Genomic DNA, 22,345 nt, shown 5'->3' with positions numbered 1-22,345 from the left:
GGCCGGCGCGCTTTCGCACTGCCGGCCGTTGGTCCGCCCGTCCGCTTACTGCTGCGGCGGCGTGTCCGACTGCGCTGCCGCGGCTGCTTCGTTCAGCAGCGCCTTGGCCGACAGGCGCACACGGCCCTTCTCGTCCGTCTGAATGACCTTGACCTTGACCTGCTGACCTTCCTTCAGGTAGTCGTTGATGTCCTTCACACGCTCGTTGACGATTTCCGAGATGTGCAGCAGGCCGTCCTTGCCCGGCAGCAGGTTCACGATCGCGCCGAAATCGAGCAGCTTGAGCACCGTGCCTTCGTACACCTGGCCGACTTCGATTTCGGCCGTGATTTGCTCGATGCGCTTCTTCGCTTCGGCCATGCCGTCGCTGTTCGTGCTCGCGATCGTCACGACGCCGTCATCGGAGATGTCGATGGTCGTGCCCGTTTCTTCCGTCAGCGCGCGAATCACCGAACCGCCCTTGCCGATCACGTCGCGGATCTTTTCCGGGTTGATCTTGATCGTGATCATGCGCGGCGCGAATTCCGACAGTTGCGTGTTCGCACCCGAGACTGCCGACGTCATCTTGCCGAGGATGTGCATGCGGCCTTCCTTCGCCTGCGCGAGCGCGACCTGCATGATTTCCTTCGTGATGCCCTGGATCTTGATGTCCATCTGCAGCGCCGTCACGCCTTGCTCCGTGCCGGCCACCTTGAAGTCCATGTCGCCGAGGTGATCTTCGTCGCCGAGGATGTCGGTCAGCACCGCGAACTTGTTGCCTTCGAGGATCAGGCCCATCGCGATACCCGCGACGTGCGCCTTCATCGGCACGCCGGCGTCCATCAGCGCGAGGCAGCCGCCGCACACCGATGCCATCGACGACGAACCGTTCGATTCGGTGATTTCCGACACGACGCGGATCGAGTAACCGAATTCGTCAGCGCTCGGCAGGCACTTGACCAGCGCGCGCTTCGCGAGGCGGCCGTGGCCGATTTCGCGGCGCTTCGGCGAGCCGACGCGGCCCGTTTCGCCGGTCGCGAACGGCGGCATGTTGTAGTGGAGCATGAAGCGCTCGCGGTATTCGCCTTCGAGCGCGTCGATGATCTGCTCGTCACCCTTCGTGCCGAGCGTCGCGACGACCAGCGCCTGCGTCTCGCCGCGCGTGAACAGCGCCGAGCCGTGGGTACGCGGCAGCACGCCGGTGCGGATTTCGATCGGGCGCACGGTGCGCGTGTCGCGGCCGTCGATACGCGGCTCGCCGTTCAGGATCTGCGAACGGACGATCTTTGCCTCGATGTCGAACAGCACGTTGCCGACGGTAGCCTTGTCGGCCGCGACCGTACCGGCCGCCAGCGCCTCTTCCTCGAGCTTCGCCGAGGTCGCCGCGTAGACTTCCTTCAGCTTCGCCGAACGCGCTTGCTTGTCGCGCAGCTGGTAAGCGGCGAGCAGGTCGTTCTGCGCCAGCTCGGTCACGCGTGCGATCAGCGGCTCGTTCTTCGGCGCCGGCTGCCAGTCCCACTCGGGCTTGCCGCCTTCGCGCACCAGCTCGTGGATCGCGTCGATCGCAATCTGCATCTGCTCGTGACCGAACACCACTGCGCCCAGCATCACGTCTTCCGACAGCTGGTCGGCTTCCGACTCGACCATCAGCACGGCGCGCTCCGTACCCGCGACGACGAGGTCGAGGCTCGATGCCTTGATCTGGTCACGCGTCGGGTTCAGCACGTATGCGTTGTCGATGTACGCCACGCGTGCGGCACCGACCGGGCCGTTGAACGGCAGGCCCGACACGGCGAGCGCAGCCGATGCGCCGATCAGCGCGGGGATGTCCGCCGGGATTTCCGGGTTCACGGACAGCACGTGGATCACGACCTGGACTTCGTTGTAGAAGCCTTCCGGGAACAGCGGGCGCAGCGGACGGTCGATCAGGCGCGACGTCAGCGTCTCGTGCTCCGACGGACGGCCTTCGCGGCGGAAGAAGCCGCCCGGGATCTTGCCGGCCGAGTAGGTCTTCTCGAGGTAATCGACGGTCAGCGGGAAGAAGTCCTGACCCGGCTTCGCCGACTTCGCGCCGACGACGGTTGCCAGCACGACGGTGTCTTCGACGTCGACGATCACCGCACCGCTCGCCTGACGAGCGACTTCACCGGTTTCGAGGCGCACCTTGTGCTGGCCCCACTGGAATTCCTTCACGACCTTGTTGAACATGGACATGGTTGCTCCTTTGTATTCATGCATTTCATTCGCCGCGCCGGCCATCCGGCACAGCGGCGTCCCGACCGAATCACCCGGAGCAAGGTGTGTTTTTTATGCCATTCCAGCGCGGCGCTCGCGCAGCGACGCGCTGGAATGACACAAATCCTGCCCCGGTATCAGTCGTTGCGGCTGCCCCGCACGAACGTGCCGGACAGCCTGCGATGCGCGTGACGCTACGCACCGCGCAAAAACAAAATGCCTGTATCAGCGGACTGACACAGGCATCTTGCTGGCGGCAATCGCCTCGATTACTTACGCAGACCCAGCTTCTCGATCAGTGCGCGGTAACGGTCGGCATCCTTGCCCTTGAGGTAGTCGAGCAGCTTGCGGCGGCGGCTCACCATGCGCAGCAGGCCGCGGCGGCTGTGGTGATCCTTCGCGTGGGTCTTGAAGTGACCCGTCAGTTCGACGATACGTGCGGTCAGCAGTGCGACCTGGACTTCGGGCGACCCCGTGTCGTTGGTACCGCGGGCGAACTGAGCAACGACTTCCGACTTCTTGATATCTGCAACAGACATGTGATTTCCTTTCTAACTGAACAGGCGGACACGGAAGAATGGCCGTGCCGTGACTTACAACCGGCGGGCATTGTAGCACAACTCCTCGCCGTTCTTACCGCTTCCTGTCACGGACGCGTCATCGAGCATGCGGACGGCATCTCCGTGCGCTGCGCCGGCACCGCCAGCACCGTCCGGAAGCCATAGCCCGACCCCTCGTTGTCGAAGCGCACGCCCGGCGTGCCGGCCTTGTCCATCTCCATCACATAAAGGGGCTGGATCAACTGATGATCCTGCGCGCGCATCCGCGACGCATGGAAACCGTCGTCGAACGACAAACCCTCGAGCGCCCGCGCGACCGCGACAGGGTCGGCCGATCCCGCTCGGCTCATCGCCGCGGCCAGCATCTCGATCATCAGGCTCATCCGCCGCACCGGATAGTCGTCCTGCGCGGCCGGGAAACGGGTCCGGAACGCGCGGTAGAACGCGTCCGATTTCGCGCCGCCCGCGTTCGGGTGCCAGTCGGCCACGGCCACGACGCGCCCGACGCCGGCGTCGCCGAGCGCGGCCGGCGCGCCGAGGCTGTTGCCGTAGAACGTGTAGAACTTCGCGTTCAGCCCCTGCTCGCGCGCCGCTTTCACGAGCAGCGTGAGGTCGTTGCCCCAGTTGCCGGTCACGACGGCGTCCGCCCCGCTCGCGCGGATCTTCGCGATATACGGCGCAAAATCCTTGATCCGGCCGATCGGGTGGAATTCGTCGCCGGCGATCGTCACGTCCGGGCGCCGCGTGGCCAGCGCCTGCCGCGCGAGCGCGCTGACGTCGTGGCCGAAGCTGTAGTCCTGGTTCAGCAGATAGACCCTGCGCAGCGCGCGGTCGTGCGCCATCACGTCCGCGAGCGCGGCCATCCGCATGCCCGCGTGCGCATCGAAGCGGAAATGCCAGAAGCTGCAGCGCGCACCGGTCAGCGCGGGATCGTCGGCCGAATAGTTCAGGAACAGCATCCGGTTGTCCGGGTTGCGCGCGTTCAGCTTGTCGAGCGCCGCGACGAGCGCGGCCGCGACGGCCGAGCTGTTGCCCTGCGCAACGAAGCCGATATGGCGGTCCGCGGCCGCGCGCAGCTGCACGAGCGCCTCCTCCGGGCTGCCCTTGCTGTCGAGCACGACGAGTTCGAGCGGGTGCGCGCCGTCGCGCAGCTTCACGCCGCCCGCCGCGTTGACCTGCTCGACGCCGAAGCGCACGTTGCGCTCGACCGCCGCGCCCGCGTTCGCGAACGGGCCCGACATCCCTTCGACCAGCGCGATCCGCACGGGCTCGCCGCCGGCAAACGCGGACGACACGAGCATCCATCCTGCGCTCAACGCGAGCGCGCACCGCTTCCAACCCTGCATCGGCCACCTGCCCTTCAATCTGCCCGAGAAGCGCGGATCATAGGCCGGCGCGCCCGCCGCCCGCAAGCCCGGCCCTGCCGGCGATCCGCACCGATTTTTTCCGGGCGATGCACCGTCGCGCGCCGTCCGTGATACAACGGGTCCTGTTTCCGTGTTCTGGAGGATCCCATGCGCATTCGCATTCCCGCGCGCCTGCCGGTGCTGGTCGCCTGTGCCGCCGCACTGCTGGCCGGTTGCGCGCAACCGTGGCAGCAATACCAGGCCGGCCAGGACGAGTCGGCGATCGTCGCGCGCATGGGGCCGCCGCGCGAGATCTACGACCTGCCCGGCGGCGGCAAGCGACTGATGTGGCCGACCCAGCCGATGGGCGAGGTCACGATCGCGGCCGATGTCGACGCGGCCCACAAGATCGTCAACGTGCGCCAGGTGTTGCAGCCGAGCGAGTTCTATCGCGCGGAAATCGGCAAATGGACGAAGACCGACGTGCTCGTCAATTTCGGACGCCCGGTCGAGACGTCCTACTTCCCGCTGATGAAGCGCGAGGTGTGGACCTACCGGTATCTCGAGAACAACGTCTGGTACATGATGTACAGCTTCTATTTCGATCCGCAGGGCATCCTGCGCATCACGCAGAAAACCCCGGACCCGCTGCACGATCCCGATCGCCGCAACCTGTTCTGACCTGACCGATTACGCATTTACACGCAATTATCACAATGGCCATTCACGAATTATTGCGGAATGGCCATTTCCTTTTTTCCGCCGCCTTATTTAATTCGAGGATTATTGCGGAAAACTTTCCCGATCGATGACGCGCCGATGGCAATCCGCTGAACGCCCCGTCATGCGGGCCATTGCGCCGAATCAGGCATATCCGGGGCATGTCATGCGTTGGGTTGGTGCACACGATGCACTACGCCAAATCAATTTGAAACAATTTGTTTCATTGCACCCGGAGTGCTAGGGCATACCCCTAATATCAGTCGAAACCGAACCTTTCAATTCAGAAAGATTGCGATTGCGTCATTTCATCGATATTTATTTGCCTTGGTCACAAAGGAGTCCTCATGAATCGCCCCAAGAGCATGCTGGTTGCCAACATTGCCTGGGCCCGCGAGACGCGTGAACACTCGCCCGGCTTCTTCGACGCGCTCGCGCGCGGCCAGAACCCGCGCGTCCTGTGGATCGGCTGCGCCGACAGCCGCGTGCCGGCCGAAACCATCACGCACTGCGCGCCCGGCGAACTGTTCGTCCATCGCAACATCGCGAACCTGTTCCACCCCGACGACGACAATTCCGCCAGCGTGCTCGAGTACGCGGTGCGCGTGCTGAAGGTCGACCACGTGATCGTGTGCGGGCACTACGGCTGCGGCGGCGTGCGCGCGTCGCTGCTACCGCCGCCGGCCGACCTGCCGCACGTCGCGCGCCGCATCGCACCGCTCTGCGCGCTCGCGCGGCGCCATCGCGACATGCTCGGCGGGCTCGACGATACGGCCGCCGCCGATCGCCTCGCCGAACTGAACGTGCTCGAACAGGTACGGCTGCTGCGCGCGTCGCCGATCGTGCGCGGTCGCGAGCGGCCGCCGCTCGTGCATGGCTGGATCTTCTCGCTCGCCGACGGTCGCCTGCTGGAGCTCGATTCGGGCTACGCGGCGGCGCCCGTCGACGTCGAACCCGCGCTGACCGCAACCGCCGACGCGCTCGGCTGATGCATCCCCCGCCCCAACGCCAATGAAATCGCCCCAACCATGAAACTGAACGAGCGCCTGTCCACCCTGCCGCGCGACATCGTCGCCGGCATCGTCGTTTTCCTCGTCGCACTGCCGCTCTGTCTCGGCATCGCCAACGCCTCGGGCGTCGAACCGTTCGCCGGGCTCGTGTCCGGCATCGTCGGCGGCATCGTCGTCGCGCTGCTGAGCGGCTCGTCGCTGTCCGTCAGCGGGCCGGCCGCCGGCCTCGTCGTGATCGTCGTCGAAGGGATCGCGCAACTCGGCAGCTTCTCCGCGTTCCTGCTCGCGGTGCTGCTGTCCGGCGTGCTGCAGTTCGGGTTCGGCATGCTGCGCGCCGGCCGCTTCGCCGCCTACGTGCCGTCGCCCGTCATCAAGGGCATGCTCGCCGCGATCGGCCTGCTGCTGATCGTGAAGCAGATTCCGTTCGCGTTCGGCATCGGCGGCTCGGCCGCGCAACCGTTTGCGAACTGGCCGGGCCTGCCGGTCGCATGGGCCGCCACGGCCATCGCGCTCGCGTCGCTCGCGCTGCTGATCGCGTGGGACACGCCTGTACTGCGCCGCTTCGCGCTGGTGCGCTCGGTACCCGCGCCGCTCGCAGTCGTCGTGCTCGGGATCGGCGCGACGCTCGTGCTTGGCTTCGTCGCGCCGGCCGTCGCGCCGGGCGCCGCCCATCGCGTGACGCTGCCCGAGCTCGGGTCGTTCGCGGCGCTCGCGGCCTCGCTCAAGCATGCGGAGCTCGGCCCGAACTTCGCGCAGCTCGTCAATCCGGACGTGTGGCGCGTCGCGATCACGCTCGCGGTCGTCGCGAGCCTCGAGACGCTGCTGAGCCTCGAAGCCGTCGAGCAGATCGACCCGAAGCGCCGGCCGGTGCAGCCCGATCGCGAGCTGAAGGCCCAGGGCGTCGGCAATCTCGTCGCGGGCGCCGTTGGCGGGCTGCCGATCACGTCGGTGATCGTACGCAGCTCGGTTAACGTCAACGCGGGCGCGCAAAGCCGGATGTCGGCCATCGTCCACGGGATTTTGCTGCTCGCGAGCGTGTTCGCGCTCACCGGACTCATCAACCTGATCCCGCTCGCGAGCCTCGCCGCAATCCTGATCCACACGGGCTTCAAGCTCGCGAAGCCGGCGCTGTTCCGTTCGGTGATGAAGCAAGGGCCGGCCGCGTTCGTGCCGTTCGCGGCGACGATCATCGGCGTGCTCTCGGTCGACCTGCTGTTCGGCATCGCGCTCGGCCTCGCGTGCAGCGTGCTGGCGGTCGCCGTCGCGAACCTGAAGAGCCCCGTCACGCTCGCGCAGCACGACGACCACTTCCTGCTGTCGTTCCGCAAGGACGTGTCGTTCCTCGGCAAGGTGCAGGTCAAGCACCACCTGCGGCACATTCCGGACCGCGCGGCGGTGATCATCGACGCGACACGCGCCGACTACATCGATCACGACGTGCTCGAACTGCTCGACGCGTTCGTCGCCGATGCGCCGCGTCGCGGGATCGCGGTCGAGTTCCGCCGGCGCAGCCCGGCGCCGCGCCCGGCGACGCGCCGCTGGCTGTTCCGCGCGCCGGCCGCCGAATGAGCGGCAGATGAAAAAACGCCCCGGCGGCGCAGGGCCGCACGGGGCGTTCCGGAGAGGCTCAGCGCGCGGCGCTTACGAGCGCTGCGGGTTGAGCTTGTCGTCCTTCGAATGCAGCTTGTTCAGCGCGGAGATGTACGCCTTCGCCGATGCGGCGACGATGTCCGGATCGGTGCCGACGCCATTGACGATCCGCCCGCTCTTCGACAGGCGGACGGTCACCTCGCCCTGCGCCTGCGTGCCGGTCGTGATGGCGTTCACCGAGTACAGCAGCAGTTCGGACCCGCTGCCGACTTCACCCTCGATCGCATTGAACGTCGCGTCGACCGGGCCGTTGCCGCGCGCCTCGCCCGTCACTTCCTGGCCTTCGACCGCGAACACGACCTTCGCCTGCGGCTGCTCGCCCGTTTCCGAGCGCTGCGACAGCGACACGAACTTGTAGTGCTCCTGCTCGTGCGCGAGCGCCGACTCTTCGGAGACGATCGCGATGATGTCCTCGTCGAAGATCTCGGCCTTGCGGTCGGCCAGATCCTTGAAACGCATGAACGCGGCGTTCAGTTCGGCTTCGCTGTCGAGCGACACGCCGAGTTCCTGCAGGCGCTGCTTGAACGCGTTACGGCCCGACAGCTTGCCGAGCACGATCTTGTTCGCAGTCCAGCCCACGTCTTCCGCGCGCATGATCTCGTAGGTGTCGCGTGCCTTCAGCACGCCGTCCTGGTGGATGCCCGACGCGTGCGCGAACGCGTTCGCGCCGACCACCGCCTTGTTCGGCTGCACGACGAAACCGGTGATCTGCGACACGAGCTTCGACGTCGGCACGATCTGCGTCGTGTCGATGCCGACGTCGAGGCCGAAGTAGTCCTTGCGCGTCTTCACGGCCATCACGATTTCTTCGAGCGACGTGTTGCCCGCGCGCTCGCCGAGCCCGTTGATCGTGCACTCGATCTGGCGCGCACCGCCGATCTTCACGCCGGCCAGCGAGTTCGCGACCGCCATCCCGAGGTCGTTGTGGCAGTGCACCGAGAAGATCGCCTTGTCCGAGTTCGGAATGCGCTCGCGCAGCGTCTTCACGAGGTTGCCGTAGAGCTCCGGCACGCCGTAGCCGACCGTGTCGGCGATGTTGATCGTCGTCGCGCCTTCCGCGATCACGGCTTCCAGCACGCGGCACAGGAAATCGAGATCCGAACGGCTGCCGTCTTCCGGCGAGAATTCGACGTTGTCGGTGAACTTGCGCGCGAAACGCACCGCGAGACGTGCCTGCTCGAACACCTGGTCGGGCGTCATCCGCAGCTTCTTCTCCATGTGCAGCGGCGACGTCGCGATGAACGTGTGGATCCGCGAGCTGTTGGCCGGCTTCAGCGCGTCGGCCGCGCGCTGGATGTCCTTGTCGTTGGCTCGCGCCAGCGAACAGATCGTGCTGTCCTTCACGAGACCGGCGATCGTGTGGATCGCGTCGAAGTCGCCGTTCGAGCTGGCCGCGAAGCCGGCTTCGATCACGTCGACCTTCATCCGCTCGAGGTTCTTCGCGATGCGGATTTTCTCTTCCTTCGTCATCGACGCGCCGGGCGATTGTTCGCCGTCACGCAACGTCGTATCGAAAATGATCAGCTTGTCTGTCATGGGGGGCTCCAGGGCTCTTTATACGGAAGTCAAACGTAATGAGATCGCGCCACCGCTGGCGACGCTCAACAACAGACGAGGCTTGAGACGGGGGGCGAGAACGGTCAGCGCGGCAGGCGCGCCAAAGCTAGCGCGCGTAGCGGCGCACCGGCTAGAAGGAGGGAGAGGCGGGAAGATGCAGTCATGCCGAAGACTATAGCGGCATTCCAGTGACCGCGCAATCGGACGCCGCCCGGGGATTCCCGCGGCCCGGCGCGAAAAGGGGGACAAATAAAAACGGCGGCCTCGAGGCCGCCGTTTCCGGGTCAATCGCACGTCAGTGATCGCGCTGCGACGAGCGCGCCGGATTCGCGCGCCCGCGGACGGCCATATAGGCCCAGAACACATAGCCGGACAGCCCGTACAGGACAAACAGGCAGAACAGCATCAGCGGCGGATCGGACGACACGAGCACGAACGCGACGACGACCAGCAGGATCGCCGCGAACGGCACGCGGTGCCGCACGTCGAGCGCCTTGCCGCTGTAGAACGGCGCGTTCGACACCATCGTCACGCCCGCATAGATCGTCAGCACGAACGCGACCCACGGCAGCCAGCCGAGCTTCATCGGCACGCGGTTGTCGGTCGCGAGCCACACGAAGCCCGCGATCAGCGCGGCGGCGGCCGGGCTGGGCAGCCCCTGGAAGAAGCGCTTGTCGACCACGCCGATGTTCGTGTTGAAGCGCGCGAGACGCAGCGCGGCGCCCGAGCAGTAGACGAACGCGGCGAGCCAGCCCCAGCGGCCGAGATCCTTCAGCACCCACTCGTACATCACGAGCGCGGGCGCGACGCCGAACGACACCATGTCCGACAGGCTGTCGAACTGCTCGCCGAACGCGCTCTGCGTGTGCGTCATGCGTGCGACGCGCCCGTCCATCCCGTCGAGCACCATCGCGACGAAAATCGCGATCGCGGCGATCTCGAAGCGCACGTTCATCGCCTGCACGACCGCGAAGAAGCCGCAGAACAGCGCGGCGGTCGTGAATGCGTTCGGCAGCAGGTAGATGCCGCGCGTCTTCAGGAACCGCTGGCGCGCGGCGCGGCGGCTCTCGAGCGGCGCCGCATCGGGCGCCATCACCTTGTTGCGGCGGAACGGGCGTGGCGTCTGGCCGGAGCCGTTACGCGGCCGACGCGGTTTGAATGCGGCCATCGTGCGCCCCGCCGCTTACTGCTCGAGCTCGGCGAGGATCGTCGACGACGCGTAGACCTTCTCGCCGATCGACACCTTCGCGCGGCTGCCGAGCGGCAGGTACACGTCGACGCGCGAACCGAAGCGGATGAAACCGTAGCGCTGGCCGCGCGACAGCGGCTCGCCGGCCCGGACGTAGCAGAGGATCCGGCGGGCGACGAGGCCCGCGATCTGCACGGCGGTGACGGTCTTGCCGCTTGCCGTCTGGATCACGACCGCATTGCGCTCGTTCTCGGTCGACGCCTTGTCGATCGCCGCGTTCAGGAACGCGCCCGGGAAGTATTCGACCTTGGTGATCGCGCCATCGACCGGCGAACGCTGCGAGTGGACATTGAATACATTCATGAACACGCTGATCTTCAGCGCTTCACGGTTCGCGTACGGGTCTTGTGCGGTCTCGACCGCGACGATGCGGCCGTCTGCCGGGCACAGCACCGCATTCGGCTGCGCCGGGATCGGGCGCTGCGGATCGCGGAAGAACTGGACGACGAAGACGAGCAGCAGCCAGAACGGCCACGCGAAGCCGAAGCCCCCGACGGCGTGGATCAACAGCGCGACGACGGCAGCAATCGCGATGAACGGCCAGCCTTCGCGCGCGATGATCGGATGAGGATAGTTCATGGATTCGTTCTGTGTTCGGTGAATTGCAAAGCCCGTAGGATAGCAAAAGCCGCCCGGGGCACTGCTGCCTTCGGACGGCTTTTTGATACCGACCCTCCACTCGAAGGGCCGGAACAGCACGCGGTGCTTAGTTCTTCGTCTGGTCGACGAGCTTGTTCTTCGCGATCCACGGCATCATCGCACGCAGCTTCGCACCGACCTGTTCGATCTGGTGCTCGGCCGTCAGGCGACGGCGCGACTGCAGCGTCGGTGCGCCTGCCTTGTTCTCGAGAATGAAGCTCTTCGCGTACTCGCCCGTCTGGATGTCGGTCAGGCACTGCTTCATCGCCTTCTTCGTCTCTTCAGTGACGACGCGCGGGCCCGTCACGTACTCGCCGTATTCGGCGTTGTTCGAGATCGAGTAGTTCATGTTCGCGATGCCGCCTTCGTAGATCAGGTCGACGATCAGCTTCAGTTCGTGCAGGCACTCGAAGTACGCCATTTCCGGCGCGTAGCCTGCTTCGACCAGCGTCTCGAAGCCGGCCTTGATCAGCTCGACGGTACCGCCGCACAGCACGGCCTGCTCGCCGAACAGGTCGGTTTCGGTCTCTTCACGGAAGTTCGTCTCGATGATGCCGGCACGGCCGCCGCCGTTCGCTGCCGCGTACGACAGCGCGATGTCGCGTGCCGCGCCCGACTTGTTCTGCGCAACCGCGATCAGGTGCGGCACGCCGCCACCTTGCGAGTACGTGCCGCGCACGGTATGGCCCGGCGCCTTCGGCGCGATCATGATCACGTCGAGGTCGGCGCGCGGGATCACCTGGCCGTAGTGGACGTTGAAGCCGTGCGCGAATGCCAGCGCCGCGCCTTGCTTGATGTTCGCGTGCACTTCCTTCGCGTACACGTCGGCGATCTGCTCGTCCGGCAGCAGCATCATGACGACGTCTGCGCCCTTCACCGCTTCCGCGACTTCCTTGACCGACAGGCCGGCGTTTTCGGCCTTGCTCCACGACGCGCCGTCCTTGCGCAGGCCGACCGTCACGTTCACGCCGCTTTCCTTCAGGTTCAGCGCGTGTGCATGGCCTTGCGAGCCGTAGCCGATGATCGTGACTTGCTTGCCCTTGATGAGGGAGAGGTCGGCGTCTTTGTCGTAGAAAACGTTCATGATGGTTCCTTCGCTAATTCAAAAATTCAACAATTCGTTCGGATGGAGTACTGCGGGCCGGGACATGACGGCGCACCCGGCGTGCCTGTCTGGCAATTTCGGCATCACACCTTCAGGATGCGCTCGCCGCGCCCGATGCCGGAGCTGCCGGTGCGCACGGTCTCCAGGATCGCGCCCGCGTCCAGCCCCTGGATGAATGCGTCGAGCTTGTCGCTCGCGCCCGTCAATTCGATCGTGTAGGTCTTTTCGGTCACGTCGATGATGCGGCCGCGGAAAATGTCCGACATCCGCTTCATTTCTTCGCGCTCCTTGCCCACTGCACGTACCTTGATCAGCATCAGCTCGCGTTCGATGTGTGCACCGTCGGTCAGGTCCACCACTTTCACCACCTCGATCAAGCGGTTCAGATGCTTCGTGATCTGTTCGATCACGTCGTCGGAGCCAATGGAAACGATGGTGAGCCGCGACAGCGATTGGTCTTCGGTCGGCGCCACCGTCAAGGTTTCGATGTTGTAGCCGCGTGCGGAGAACAGGCCGACCACGCGCGACAGCGCGCCCGGTTCGTTCTCCAGCAGGACGGAAATGATGTGTCTCATGTTCGCTTCTTCCAGAATGTGTCCGTGTCGATTCACTCGCGCCGCGCGCCGCCCGGTGCCGCACCGCCTTTCGTGAAGGCGGCCGCATCGGGCTCAAGCGCGCGTCGCGCCGTTACAGGTCTTCCGATCCGAGCAGCATCTCGGTGATGCCCTTGCCGGCCTGTACCATCGGCCAGACGTTTTCGGTCGGATCGGTCTGGAAGTCGAGAAACACGGTGCGGTCCTTCAGGCGCAGCGCTTCCTTCAGCGCCGGCTCCACATCCGAGGTCTTTTCGATCCGCAAGCCCACATGGCCGTACGCTTCGGCGAGCTTCACGAAATCCGGCAGCGCATCCATGTACGAATGCGAATAGCGCTTGCTGTATTCGATCTGCTGCCACTGGCGGACCATGCCGAGATAGCGGTTGTTCAGCGAAATGATCTTCACGGGCGTGTCGTACTGCAGGCAGGTCGACAGTTCCTGGATGCACATCTGGATCGAGCCTTCGCCCGTGATGCACAGCACGTCGTCGTCCGGGTGCGCCATCTTGACGCCCATCGCTGCCGGCAGGCCGAAGCCCATCGTGCCGAGGCCGCCGGAGTTGATCCAGCGACGCGGCTTGTTGAATCGGTAGAACTGCGCAGCCCACATCTGGTGCTGGCCGACGTCCGAGCACACGAACGCATTGCCGTCCGTCAGCTCCCACGCCTTCTCCACCACGTACTGCGGCTTGATGATCTCGCTTTCGCGGTCGTACTTCAGGCAGTCCTTCGAGCGCCAGCCCTCGATGTCCTTCCACCATTGCGCGAGCGCCTCGGTGTCGGGGCCGTGCTCGGCCGTCTGCAGCTGCTCGATCAGCTCCTTCAGCACTTCCTTCACGTCGCCGACGATCGGGATGTCGACCTTCACGCGCTTCGAGATCGACGACGGGTCGATATCGATGTGGATGATCTTGCGCGGACGCGACGCGAAGTGCGCCGGATCGCCGATCACGCGGTCGTCGAAGCGGGCACCGATCGCGATCAGCACGTCGCAGTGCTGCATCGCCATGTTCGCTTCGTAGGTGCCGTGCATGCCGAGCATGCCGAGGAATTTCCTGTCCGACGCGCGATAGCCGCCGAGGCCCATCAGCGTGTTCGTGACCGGGTAGCCGAGCAGGTCCGCGAACTGGTTCAGCTCACGCGACGCATCGGCGAGGATGATGCCGCCACCCGTGTAGATGTACGGGCGCTTGGCCGTCAGCAGCAGCGACACGGCCTTGCGGATCTGGCCCGAATGGCCCTTCGTGACGGGGTTGTACGAACGCAGCGACACGCTCTTGACCGGCTCGTACTGGCACGGCGTCTTCGAGATGTCCTTCGGGATGTCGATCAGCACCGGGCCCGGACGGCCGGTACGGGCGATGTAGAACGCCTTCTTGACGGTTTCCGCGAGGTCGCGCACGTCCTTCACGAGGAAGTTGTGCTTCACGCACGGACGCGTGATGCCGACGGTGTCGCATTCCTGGAAAGCATCCTGGCCGATCGCGGCAGTCGGCACCTGGCCGCTGATCACGACCATCGGGATCGAATCCATGTAGGCCGTTGCGATGCCGGTCACCGCGTTGGTGACACCGGGGCCCGACGTCACGAGACAGACGCCGACATTGCCGGTGGAACGCGCATACGCATCGGCTGCGTGCACGGCCGCCTGTTCATGGCGCACCAGCACGTGCTGAATCTTGTCCTGCTTGTACAGCTCGTCGTAGATGTAGAGAACCGAGCCGCCGGGGTAGCCCCAGATGAATTCGACGTTTTCGTCGGCGAGTGCCTTCATCAGCACGGTGCCGCCGATGGAGTCGCTATCGGGAGGGGAAAGGGGTTCCGACGTGGAGAATTCCGCGCTGGGCATGTTCATTTTGACCTTTCGAATTTTCGGCAAAAAATTGATCGGGTGCTCTCTGCCGGGCTTGTGGCTCGGGTTCAAGCGGCGCGTCCAGTTTGAAGGGCGGGCTTCTTGGGCCAGCCTCAAATGAGACCATCACTTCATGTTGCGAATCGCTGACGATAGCGGGTCGCGATTGGGTCGTCAAGCAAAATATCCCGCACCGCATCATGCACGCCGCCCGGCGCCCCACTGCCGCGGCTCGCGCGCAACGTGCAGCGCCCGCCCCGGTGCCAAGCGGCACGAAAATTTGATAGCATCCGCGGGTTTTACGAAATTTTTCGACCTTTTTCACCACGCAGCGGCCCGCAGCGCATACCTTCACGGAATGGCATCAGACAAGGAACTCGCCGACTTTCTGGCGGGCGTCGAAAGGCGCGCGTTCAAGCAGGCCGCGTACGCCGTGCGTGACGACGATGCGTCGCTCGACATCGTGCAGGACGCGATGATCAAGCTCGCCGAAAAGTACGGCGACCGGCCGGCGGCCGAATTGCCGCTGCTTTTTCAACGGATCCTGCAGAATACGGTCCACGACTGGTTTCGTCGGCAGAAAGTCCGCAACACCTGGGTCACGCTCTTCTCGTCGCTGAACAATACCGACGACGAAGACTTCGACCCGCTCGAAACACTCGAATCCGCGGACGACAACGCGGGCGTCGAGAGCAGCGAGCACCGCCTCGAAAGAGAGCAGGTTCTGGCCCTGATCGACGAAGAAATCCAGAAGCTTCCGGCGCGTCAACGGGAAGCGTTCCTGATGCGTTATTGGGAAGATATGGATGTCGCCGAGACTGCCGCCGCAATGGGGTGCTCCGAGGGCAGCGTGAAGACGCACTGCTCGCGGGCCACCCATACACTGGCGCAAGCGCTCAAGGCCAAAGGAATCACGCTATGAGCTCCGCTCCCGCAAATCGAGAATACGAATTCGCGCTGAAGGTGCGCCGCGCGCTTGACGAGCGCACGGCCGCCCTGCCTGCCGCGACCACCGACCGCCTGGCCGTCGCCCGCCGGGCCGCGCTCGCGCGCAAGAAGCCCGAAGCCGCGACCGCGCCGGTGTTCGTGCCGGCCTTCGCCGGCGCGGCCGGCGCCTACGGCACGGCTCCCGCGAGCCGCCCGCAGGCGTCGTTCGCGCGCCGCCTGCTGCGCGCGTGGCCGCTGGCGCTGCTGCTCGCGGGGCTCGTCGGCATCGCCTACTGGGAAGACATGCAGCGCACCGCCGAACTCGCCGACATCGACGCGGCGATGCTCAGCGACGACCTGCCGCTCAACGCGTATCTCGATCACGGGTTCAACGCGTATCTTTCGCGCGCTCACTAACAGACAATAACGAGGGGATCGCACGGGTGAGTCAGAAGCGCGGCCTGGCCGTATTTTTCGGATGCGTGATTGCGATCGCCGTTTCCTACGTCGCCACGTATTCCCGATTCCACCCGGCCCCCGCGACGACCACCGTCGCGGCCGTCAGCCCCGCCGCGCCGGCCTCGGCCGCGACCGGGCTGACCACCGAACTCCCGCCGCTGCCCCTGCCGCTGCCGGCCGCCACCGGCCCGCTGTCGTGGGCGCGCCTCACGCCGGCCCAGCACGCGGCTCTCGCGCCGTTCGCCGACCAATGGGACGGCTTCAGCGACGCCCGCAAGCGAAAATGGCTGAAGATCGCATCGCGTTTCGCGAAGTTGACGCCCGATGACCAGAAACGCCTGCAGGACCGGATGACCGAATGGGCGAAGATGACGCCCGAGCAGCGCCGCGTCGCGCGCGAGAACTACCAGAGCGCGAAGGAGCTGTCCGCGCAGGCGCGCGAGCGCGCGTGGAAGGCCTATCAGCAGCTCCCCGAGGAACAGAAGGAACGTCTCGCGGCCGCCGAGCGCCGCCGCAAGCCGAGCGTCGTCAGCGCACCGCCGACCGTCGCCGACCGTGACGTCCGTCGCCTCGTCAATTCGCACGAACATCCGGCAAGCGGCGCGGCCGCCGCACCGGCGCCCGCGTCGGCCGGCGCCGCCGCGCAGCCGGTGCCGGCCTCGTCGACGGCCGGCACCGCATCCGCACCGCCCGCCGTGGCGCCCGTATCGCCCGCCGACGCCCCCTCGCTGTTCAAGGGCTCCTGAGCGGCCGTGGCGAACGCCCGCGCACCCGACACCACAACCACCACACCGTCCGTGCGGCGGCGTCTCGCCGCGCTGCTCTACGAAGGCGTGCTGCTGTTCGGCGTCGTGTTCTTCGCCGGGCTCGCGTTCAGCCTCGCGACGCAGCAACGCAACGGCCTCGTCCATCACAACCTGCTCGCCGCGTGGATCGCGCTCGTCGTCGGCGCGTACTTCGTGTGGTTCTGGACCCACGGCGGCCAGACACTGCCGATGAAGACTTGGCGGCTGCGCCTCGAATCGTCGAGCGGCCGGCCGCTGGGCGCCGGCCACGCGCTCGTCCGCTATGCGCTCGGCTGGCTGTGGTTCCTGCCGCCGCTCGCGCTGCATCCGCTCCTCGGCCTGTCGGTGCCCGTCACGCTCGCGCTCACGGCCGCCTGGGTCGTCATCTGGGCCGGCGCTGCCCGGCTGCATGGCGATCGCCAGTTCCCGCACGACCGGATCGCGCGCACACGCGTCGTCGCCATACCACGCTGACGCGCCGCATTCGCCAGACGAAAACCGCTCGTACCGCCTTCCGTCACCCTGCCCGACGGCCTTGCCGCACAACCGTCGGCCGTTCCGTGCGGCAGGCTACGCAACGCCCATCGATTCACTGCTAAACACCCTGCAACGGTCGTAATAAGAACGTCTCGTGACTGTCATGGCACAGTCACGCCCGCATGGCGGAATGCCGGTAATGTCAACCGGCGCGAGTCATGCATGGGCCAGAAAACGTCCGCGACCTCCCTGTTCCGTCACCCTATCGGCGCCCGCGCCGCCACCGCCTTCCTGTCCGGCTCGGCTGTCACCGATGGCCTGGCGTCGCAAGAACCGCCTGCCGCGCACACCACGCAGCACGACGACCCCGACCCGTCCACCCATCGGTACCGCACCATCTGGCTGTCCGACATCCACCTCGGCTCGAGCGGCTGCCAGGCGCCGTACCTGCTCGACTTCCTGCGCCACAACGATTCGGAATACCTGTACCTCGTCGGCGACATCATCGACGGCTGGCAGCTGAAGAAGGGCTGGTACTGGCCGCAGGCGCACAACGACGTCGTGCAGAAGATCCTGCGCAAGGCGCGCAAGGGCACGCAGGTCGTCTACATCCCCGGCAACCACGACGAAGGCGCGCGGCAGTTCTGCGATCTCGCGTTCGGCGACATCCAGGTGCGCGGCGAGGCGTTCCACACGACGCTCGCGGGCAAACGTTTGTGGATCGTGCACGGCGACCTGTTCGACGGCGTGATCCAGCACGCGAAATGGCTCGCGTACCTCGGCGACACGCTGTACACGCTGATCCTCGTGCTGAACCGCTGGTTCAACCGGATCCGCAGCCGGCTCGGCTTCCAGTACTGGTCGCTGTCGCAGTACCTGAAGCACCAGGTCAAGAACGCGGTCAACTTCATCTCGCAGTTCGAGACCGTGATGACCGACGAGGCGCGCCGCCGCGGCTGCGACGGCGTCGTGTGCGGCCACATCCACAAGGCCGAGATCCGCGACATCGACGGCGTGCTGTACTGCAACGACGGCGACTGGGTCGAAAGCCTGTCCGCACTCGTCGAAACGATGGAAGGCGAACTGAAGATCGTCTACTGGACGGTGATGCGCACCGCACCGTCGGAGACCGCGTCGCGCAAGGCCAAGGCCACTGCCTGACACAACCCTACCTACAGGACAAAGCCGCGATGAAGATCATGATCGTCACCGACGCGTGGGAACCGCAGGTCAACGGCGTCGTGCGCACGCTGAAGAGCACGTCGCGCGAACTCACCGCGCTCGGCCACCGCGTCGAACTGCTGACGCCGCTGGAATTCCGCACGATACCCTGCCCGACCTACCCCGAGATCCGCCTGTCGATCCTGCCGTACCGCAAGCTGCGCGCGCGGATCGATGCGTTCGCACCCGATGCGCTGCACATCGCGACCGAAGGCCCGCTCGGCCTCGCCGCGCGGCGCTACGCGCGCTCGCGCAAGCTGCCGTACACGACCGCGTACCACACGCGCTTTCCGGAATACGTGCAGGCGCGCTTCGGCATCCCGCTGGCGGCGACCTATCGCTTCCTGCACTGGTTCCACGGCCCGTCGCTCGCGGTGATGGCGCCGACGCCGGTCGTCAAGCAGGACCTCGAGAAATTCGGCTTCACGAACGTCGTGCTGTGGACCCGCGGCGTCGATCTCGACATCTTCCGGCCGATGGATTCGAAGGTGCTCAACACCGCGCGGCCGATCTTCCTGTACGTGGGCCGCGTCGCGATCGAGAAGAACGTCGAGGCGTTCCTGCGCCTGGACCTGCCCGGCTCGAAGTGGGTCGCGGGCGAAGGCCCCGCGCTCGCGGAGCTGAAGTCGCGCTATCCGGAGGCGAACTATCTCGGCGTGCTGTCACAGGGCGAGCTTGCAAAGGTGTATGCTGCGGCCGACGTGTTCGTGTTCCCGAGTCGCACCGACACGTTCGGCCTCGTGCTGCTCGAAGCCCTCGCCTGCGGTACGCCGGTGGCCGCGTATCCCGTCACGGGCCCGATCGACGTGCTCAGCGGCGGCGACGCGGGCGCGATGCACGAGGACCTGCAGGAAGCCTGCCTCGAAGCGCTGAAGATCGAACGCACGACTGCGCGCGCGTGGGCGGAACGCTTCTCGTGGCGCGCGGCATCCGAGCAGTTCGCGTCGCATCTGAAGCCGCTGCCGAAGACCGCGTACTCGCCAGCCGAAGGTGCCGCCGTTTGAAACGAGACCTGAACGACAAGACCCCGCCCCCTGCCTCCACGCCGCAACGGCACCGCCCGTTCGACGAGGAAGAGCCGCACGCCGAAGCGGACGTGCACGCGCACGAGCCGCTCGGCCCCGACGACCAGCTGTCGCCGCTGCCGCCGAACCCGTACAAGCGCCACCGCGGCATCACGCGCGCGTGGTACGCCCTCAAGCATTCGCTGAACGGCTTTCGCGTCGCGATCCGCGAGGAGAGCGCGTTTCGCCAGGAACTCACGCTCGCCGCGCTGATGCTCCCGATCGGTGCGTTCGCGCCGGTGCCGGCCGCGTCGCGCGCGTTGCTGATCGGCTCGGTACTGCTCGTGCTGATCGTCGAGCTGCTGAACTCGAGCGTCGAGGCCGCGATCGACCGCATCTCGCTCGAGCGCCACGAACTCTCCAAGCGCGCGAAGGATCTCGGCAGCGCGGCCGTGACGGTTGCGCTGTTCGCGTGCGTGACCACGTGGGGCTTCGTGCTCGGCCCGGTCGTCGCACACTGGCTCGGCTTCTAGACGGGTATCGGGCGGACGCGTCGCGCGCCGCCCGCGTGCGGCGCTGCACCATGCGCCGCGCGGGGCCGCGATCACGAAATGCCCCGGTGGGGCGAAACCCCGGTTTATAATCGTCCGCTAGACATAGAACAGCAACCCGCGCCGGACGAATCACGCAGCATCGATTGCAGCGCCCGCCAGTCCGGCACACACAGGGCCGGACGACATGGAAGCGAAACCTCCCCGCCGCACCCGCGAACGGATTCTCGAGTTGTCGTTGAAACTCTTCAACGAGATCGGCGAGCCGAACGTCACGACCACGACGATCGCCGAGGAAATGGAAATCAGTCCAGGCAACCTGTACTACCATTTCCGCAACAAGGACGACATCATCAACAGCATCTTCGCGCAGTTCGAGCAGCAGATCGAACGGCGGCTGCGCTTCCCTGAAGATCACCGTCCGACGATCGACGAAACCTGGTCGTACCTGCAGTACATGGCCGATTTCATGTGGACCTACCGGTTCCTGTATCGCGACCTCAACGACCTGCTCGCCCGCAACCGCACGCTCGAGACGCACTTCAAGCAGATCATCAGCCACAAGGTGCGCTTCGCGCGCGACATGTGCGAGCTGCTCGTGTCCGACGCGGAAATGGTCGCCACGCCCGCCGAGATCGAAGTCATTGCCACCAACATGGCCGTGATCTCGACCTACTGGCTGTCGTATCAGTACGTGATGCACCCGCGCAAATACAACGACCAGGACGCGATCCGCGAGGAACTGCACCAGGTCAGCATGCACGTGATCTCCGTGATGGCGCCGTACCTGCGCGGCCGTTCGCGCCAGCTGTTCGACGACCTGGTCTCGGGCAAGCTGCCGAAGCGCCAGTTCACCGACTACCTGCCGCCGCGCGACGGCTCGCCGCGCCCCGCCGACAGCCCCGTCGTCACCGGGCAGGCACCCGCCAAGGATCCCAAGCAATGAAGGCAGTCTGCGTTTACTGCGGCTCGTCGCCCGGCGTGCGGCCCGTCTATGCCGACGCCGCGCGCGCATTCGGCCGCGCGCTCGTCGATGCGGGCCTCACGCTCGTCTACGGCGGCGGCCGAGTCGGCCTGATGGGCGTGATCGCCGACGAAGTGATGGCTGCCGGCGGCCATGCGGTCGGCGTGATCCCGGAACTGCTCGTCGACAAGGAAGTCGGCCATACGGGGCTGTCGGAACTGCACGTCGTGCCCGACATGCACCACCGCAAGAAGATGATGGCCGACCTCTCCGACGCGTTCGTCGCGATGCCCGGCGGCGCCGGCACGCTCGAAGAGCTCTTCGAGGTCTACACGTGGGCGCAGCTCGGCTATCACCGCAAGCCCGTCGCGGTCTACAACATCGATTCGTTCTACGATCCGTTGATCGCGCTGCTGCGCCATACGGTCGACGAAGGCTTCATGCGTCCGGCCTATTTCGACGCGCTGTGTGTCGAATCCGAGCCCGTCGCGCTGATCGAGCGGCTGCGCCGCTACCAGCCGCCCGCCCGCGACAAGTGGGCGCCCGACGCCGCGAAGTAATCGTCACCGGAAACCGCACGCCATGACCGCACCGTCCGATCGCAAGGCCGTCCTCATCACCGGCGCGAGCCGCGGCATCGGCCGCGCGACCGCCGTGCTCGCGGCCGAACGCGGCTGGGACGTCGGCATCAATTACGCACGCGACGCGGCAGCGGCCGAACTCACCGCGCAAGCCGTGCGCGACGCGGGCGGCCGCGCGTGCATCGTCGCGGGCGATGTCGCGAACGAGGCGGACGTCATCGCGATGTTCGACACCGTCATGGCCGCGTTCGGACGCCTCGACGCGCTCGTCAACAACGCCGGCATCGTCGCGCCGTCGATGCCGCTCGCCGACATGCCGGTCGACCGGCTGCGGCGGATGTTCGACACCAACGTGCTCGGTGCGTACCTGTGCGCCCGCGAAGCCGCGCGCCGGCTGTCCATCGACCGTGGCGGCCGCGGCGGCGCGATCGTCAACGTGTCGTCGATCGCGTCGCGGCTCGGTTCGCCGAACGAATACGTCGACTATGCGGGGTCGAAAGGCGCGGTCGACTCGTTGACGATCGGCCTCGCGAAGGAACTCGGCCCGCACGGCGTGCGCGTCAACGCGGTGCGCCCCGGCCTGATCGAGACCGATATTCACGCCAGCGGCGGCCAGCCGGGCCGGGCGGCCCGCCTCGGCGTGCAAACGCCGCTCGGCCGCGCGGGCGAAGCGCAGGAGATCGCCGAAGCGGTCGTCTGGCTGCTCGGCGACGCGGCGTCCTACACGACGGGCGCCCTGCTCGACGTCGGCGGCGGCCGGTAATCTCGCCCGCGCGGCGCGCGCGACGCGCCGCCAGCAGCGTTCTGTCGTCACGACACCACAAATCTCCACAATTTCGTGACGGTTTCAGTAAACATCCGTAATAGTTCCGTGCTCT

22 protein-coding genes are annotated in these 22,345 nt (G+C 66.1%); 13 read left to right on the top strand and 9 right to left on the bottom strand.

Annotated features, from left to right (window positions below; translation table 11 throughout):
* Positions 1 to 45: 45 nt before the first annotated feature.
* The 3 genes from pnp to DIE03_RS19330 form a co-directional block, all read right to left on the bottom strand.
* Positions 46 to 2,193, bottom strand: coding sequence for a polyribonucleotide nucleotidyltransferase (gene pnp, locus DIE03_RS19345; protein WP_124453067.1), 2,148 nt, complete (start codon positions 2,191 to 2,193; stop codon positions 46 to 48).
* Positions 2,194 to 2,483: 290 nt separating this feature from the next.
* Positions 2,484 to 2,753 (bottom strand): 30S ribosomal protein S15, encoded by a 270-nt coding sequence (rpsO, locus tag DIE03_RS19335; RefSeq protein WP_006398792.1) that lies wholly within the window; start codon positions 2,751 to 2,753, stop codon positions 2,484 to 2,486.
* Positions 2,754 to 2,860: 107 nt separating this feature from the next.
* Complete coding sequence (locus tag DIE03_RS19330) at positions 2,861 to 4,120, bottom strand: branched-chain amino acid ABC transporter substrate-binding protein (RefSeq protein ID WP_124453064.1); 1,260 nt, start codon at positions 4,118 to 4,120, stop codon at positions 2,861 to 2,863.
* Between the two features lie 168 nt (positions 4,121 to 4,288).
* Between DIE03_RS19330 and DIE03_RS19325 the strand changes: the two genes are divergently transcribed.
* From DIE03_RS19325 to DIE03_RS19315, 3 genes are all read left to right on the top strand, one after another.
* Positions 4,289 to 4,801, top strand: a complete 513-nt coding sequence (locus tag DIE03_RS19325) for a hypothetical protein (protein WP_124453062.1) — start codon at positions 4,289 to 4,291, stop codon at positions 4,799 to 4,801.
* Positions 4,802 to 5,187: 386 nt separating this feature from the next.
* Positions 5,188 to 5,829 (top strand): carbonic anhydrase, encoded by a 642-nt coding sequence (locus DIE03_RS19320; protein ID WP_124453060.1) that lies wholly within the window; start codon positions 5,188 to 5,190, stop codon positions 5,827 to 5,829.
* Between the two features lie 39 nt (positions 5,830 to 5,868).
* The gene (locus tag DIE03_RS19315) at positions 5,869 to 7,419 is read left to right on the top strand and encodes a SulP family inorganic anion transporter (RefSeq protein WP_124453058.1); all 1,551 of its coding nucleotides are present in this window, start codon (positions 5,869 to 5,871) and stop codon (positions 7,417 to 7,419) included.
* A 72-nt stretch (positions 7,420 to 7,491) separates the two neighbouring features.
* Here the strand turns inward: DIE03_RS19315 and DIE03_RS19310 are convergent, their stop codons facing one another.
* The 6 genes from DIE03_RS19310 to DIE03_RS19280 form a co-directional block, all read right to left on the bottom strand.
* Positions 7,492 to 9,036 carry a 2-isopropylmalate synthase gene (locus DIE03_RS19310; protein ID WP_124453057.1) on the bottom strand — a complete coding sequence of 515 codons (1,545 nt, stop codon included), beginning with the start codon at positions 9,034 to 9,036 and terminating at the stop codon, positions 7,492 to 7,494.
* A 316-nt stretch (positions 9,037 to 9,352) separates the two neighbouring features.
* Positions 9,353 to 10,225 (bottom strand): CDP-diacylglycerol--serine O-phosphatidyltransferase, encoded by an 873-nt coding sequence (gene pssA / locus DIE03_RS19300; RefSeq protein WP_089435395.1) that lies wholly within the window; start codon positions 10,223 to 10,225, stop codon positions 9,353 to 9,355.
* 15 nt (positions 10,226 to 10,240) lie between these two features.
* Positions 10,241 to 10,885, bottom strand: a complete 645-nt coding sequence (locus DIE03_RS19295; protein WP_124453055.1) for a phosphatidylserine decarboxylase — start codon at positions 10,883 to 10,885, stop codon at positions 10,241 to 10,243.
* 127 nt (positions 10,886 to 11,012) lie between these two features.
* A complete protein-coding gene (gene ilvC, locus DIE03_RS19290; protein ID WP_034190794.1) occupies positions 11,013 to 12,029 on the bottom strand; it encodes a ketol-acid reductoisomerase in 1,017 nt (338 codons plus the stop codon).
* A gap of 104 nt (positions 12,030 to 12,133) precedes the next feature.
* Entirely contained in the window at positions 12,134 to 12,625 is a 492-nt protein-coding gene (gene ilvN, locus DIE03_RS19285) for an acetolactate synthase small subunit (protein WP_006398781.1), read from the bottom strand.
* Positions 12,626 to 12,737: 112 nt separating this feature from the next.
* Positions 12,738 to 14,501, bottom strand: a complete 1,764-nt coding sequence (locus DIE03_RS19280) for an acetolactate synthase 3 catalytic subunit (RefSeq protein ID WP_124453053.1) — start codon at positions 14,499 to 14,501, stop codon at positions 12,738 to 12,740.
* A gap of 355 nt (positions 14,502 to 14,856) precedes the next feature.
* Between DIE03_RS19280 and DIE03_RS19275 the strand changes: the two genes are divergently transcribed.
* The 10 genes from DIE03_RS19275 (at position 14,857) to DIE03_RS19230 (ending at position 22,230) form a co-directional block, all read left to right on the top strand.
* Positions 14,857 to 15,420: an RNA polymerase sigma factor gene (locus DIE03_RS19275; RefSeq protein ID WP_034190792.1), complete on the top strand. Its 564-nt coding sequence runs from the start codon at positions 14,857 to 14,859 to the stop codon at positions 15,418 to 15,420.
* The gene (locus DIE03_RS19270) at positions 15,417 to 15,842 is read left to right on the top strand and encodes a DUF3619 family protein (RefSeq protein ID WP_124453052.1); all 426 of its coding nucleotides are present in this window, start codon (positions 15,417 to 15,419) and stop codon (positions 15,840 to 15,842) included. The genes DIE03_RS19275 and DIE03_RS19270 overlap by 4 nt, the downstream gene beginning before the upstream one ends.
* 26 nt (positions 15,843 to 15,868) lie before the next feature.
* The gene (locus tag DIE03_RS19265) at positions 15,869 to 16,630 is read left to right on the top strand and encodes a DUF3106 domain-containing protein (protein WP_124453050.1); all 762 of its coding nucleotides are present in this window, start codon (positions 15,869 to 15,871) and stop codon (positions 16,628 to 16,630) included.
* A gap of 6 nt (positions 16,631 to 16,636) precedes the next feature.
* A complete protein-coding gene (locus DIE03_RS19260) occupies positions 16,637 to 17,143 on the top strand; it encodes an RDD family protein (RefSeq protein ID WP_124453047.1) in 507 nt (168 codons plus the stop codon).
* Positions 17,144 to 17,368: 225 nt separating this feature from the next.
* Entirely contained in the window at positions 17,369 to 18,307 is a 939-nt protein-coding gene (locus DIE03_RS19255) for a UDP-2,3-diacylglucosamine diphosphatase (RefSeq protein ID WP_124453045.1), read from the top strand.
* A 29-nt stretch (positions 18,308 to 18,336) separates the two neighbouring features.
* Complete coding sequence (locus DIE03_RS19250; protein ID WP_124453043.1) at positions 18,337 to 19,371, top strand: glycosyltransferase family 1 protein; 1,035 nt, start codon at positions 18,337 to 18,339, stop codon at positions 19,369 to 19,371.
* Entirely contained in the window at positions 19,368 to 19,904 is a 537-nt protein-coding gene (locus tag DIE03_RS19245) for a diacylglycerol kinase (RefSeq protein ID WP_085042043.1), read from the top strand. The genes DIE03_RS19250 and DIE03_RS19245 overlap by 4 nt, the downstream gene beginning before the upstream one ends.
* Positions 19,905 to 20,109: 205 nt before the next feature.
* Complete coding sequence (locus DIE03_RS19240) at positions 20,110 to 20,868, top strand: TetR/AcrR family transcriptional regulator (protein WP_124453041.1); 759 nt, start codon at positions 20,110 to 20,112, stop codon at positions 20,866 to 20,868.
* On the top strand, positions 20,865 to 21,446 hold the full coding sequence (locus tag DIE03_RS19235) for a TIGR00730 family Rossman fold protein (protein ID WP_124453039.1): 582 nt from the start codon (positions 20,865 to 20,867) through the stop codon (positions 21,444 to 21,446). Before DIE03_RS19240 ends, DIE03_RS19235 begins: the two co-directional genes overlap by 4 nt.
* Positions 21,447 to 21,468: 22 nt before the next feature.
* Positions 21,469 to 22,230: an SDR family oxidoreductase gene (locus tag DIE03_RS19230; protein WP_124453037.1), complete on the top strand. Its 762-nt coding sequence runs from the start codon at positions 21,469 to 21,471 to the stop codon at positions 22,228 to 22,230.
* Positions 22,231 to 22,345 lie beyond the last annotated feature (115 nt).

This window comes from Burkholderia sp. Bp8992, from assembly GCF_003853705.1.
In the GTDB taxonomy this organism is placed as follows: domain Bacteria; phylum Pseudomonadota; class Gammaproteobacteria; order Burkholderiales; family Burkholderiaceae; genus Burkholderia.
Note: the sequence above shows the minus strand (reverse complement) of the source record. Positions and strands in the feature narration are given on the sequence as shown.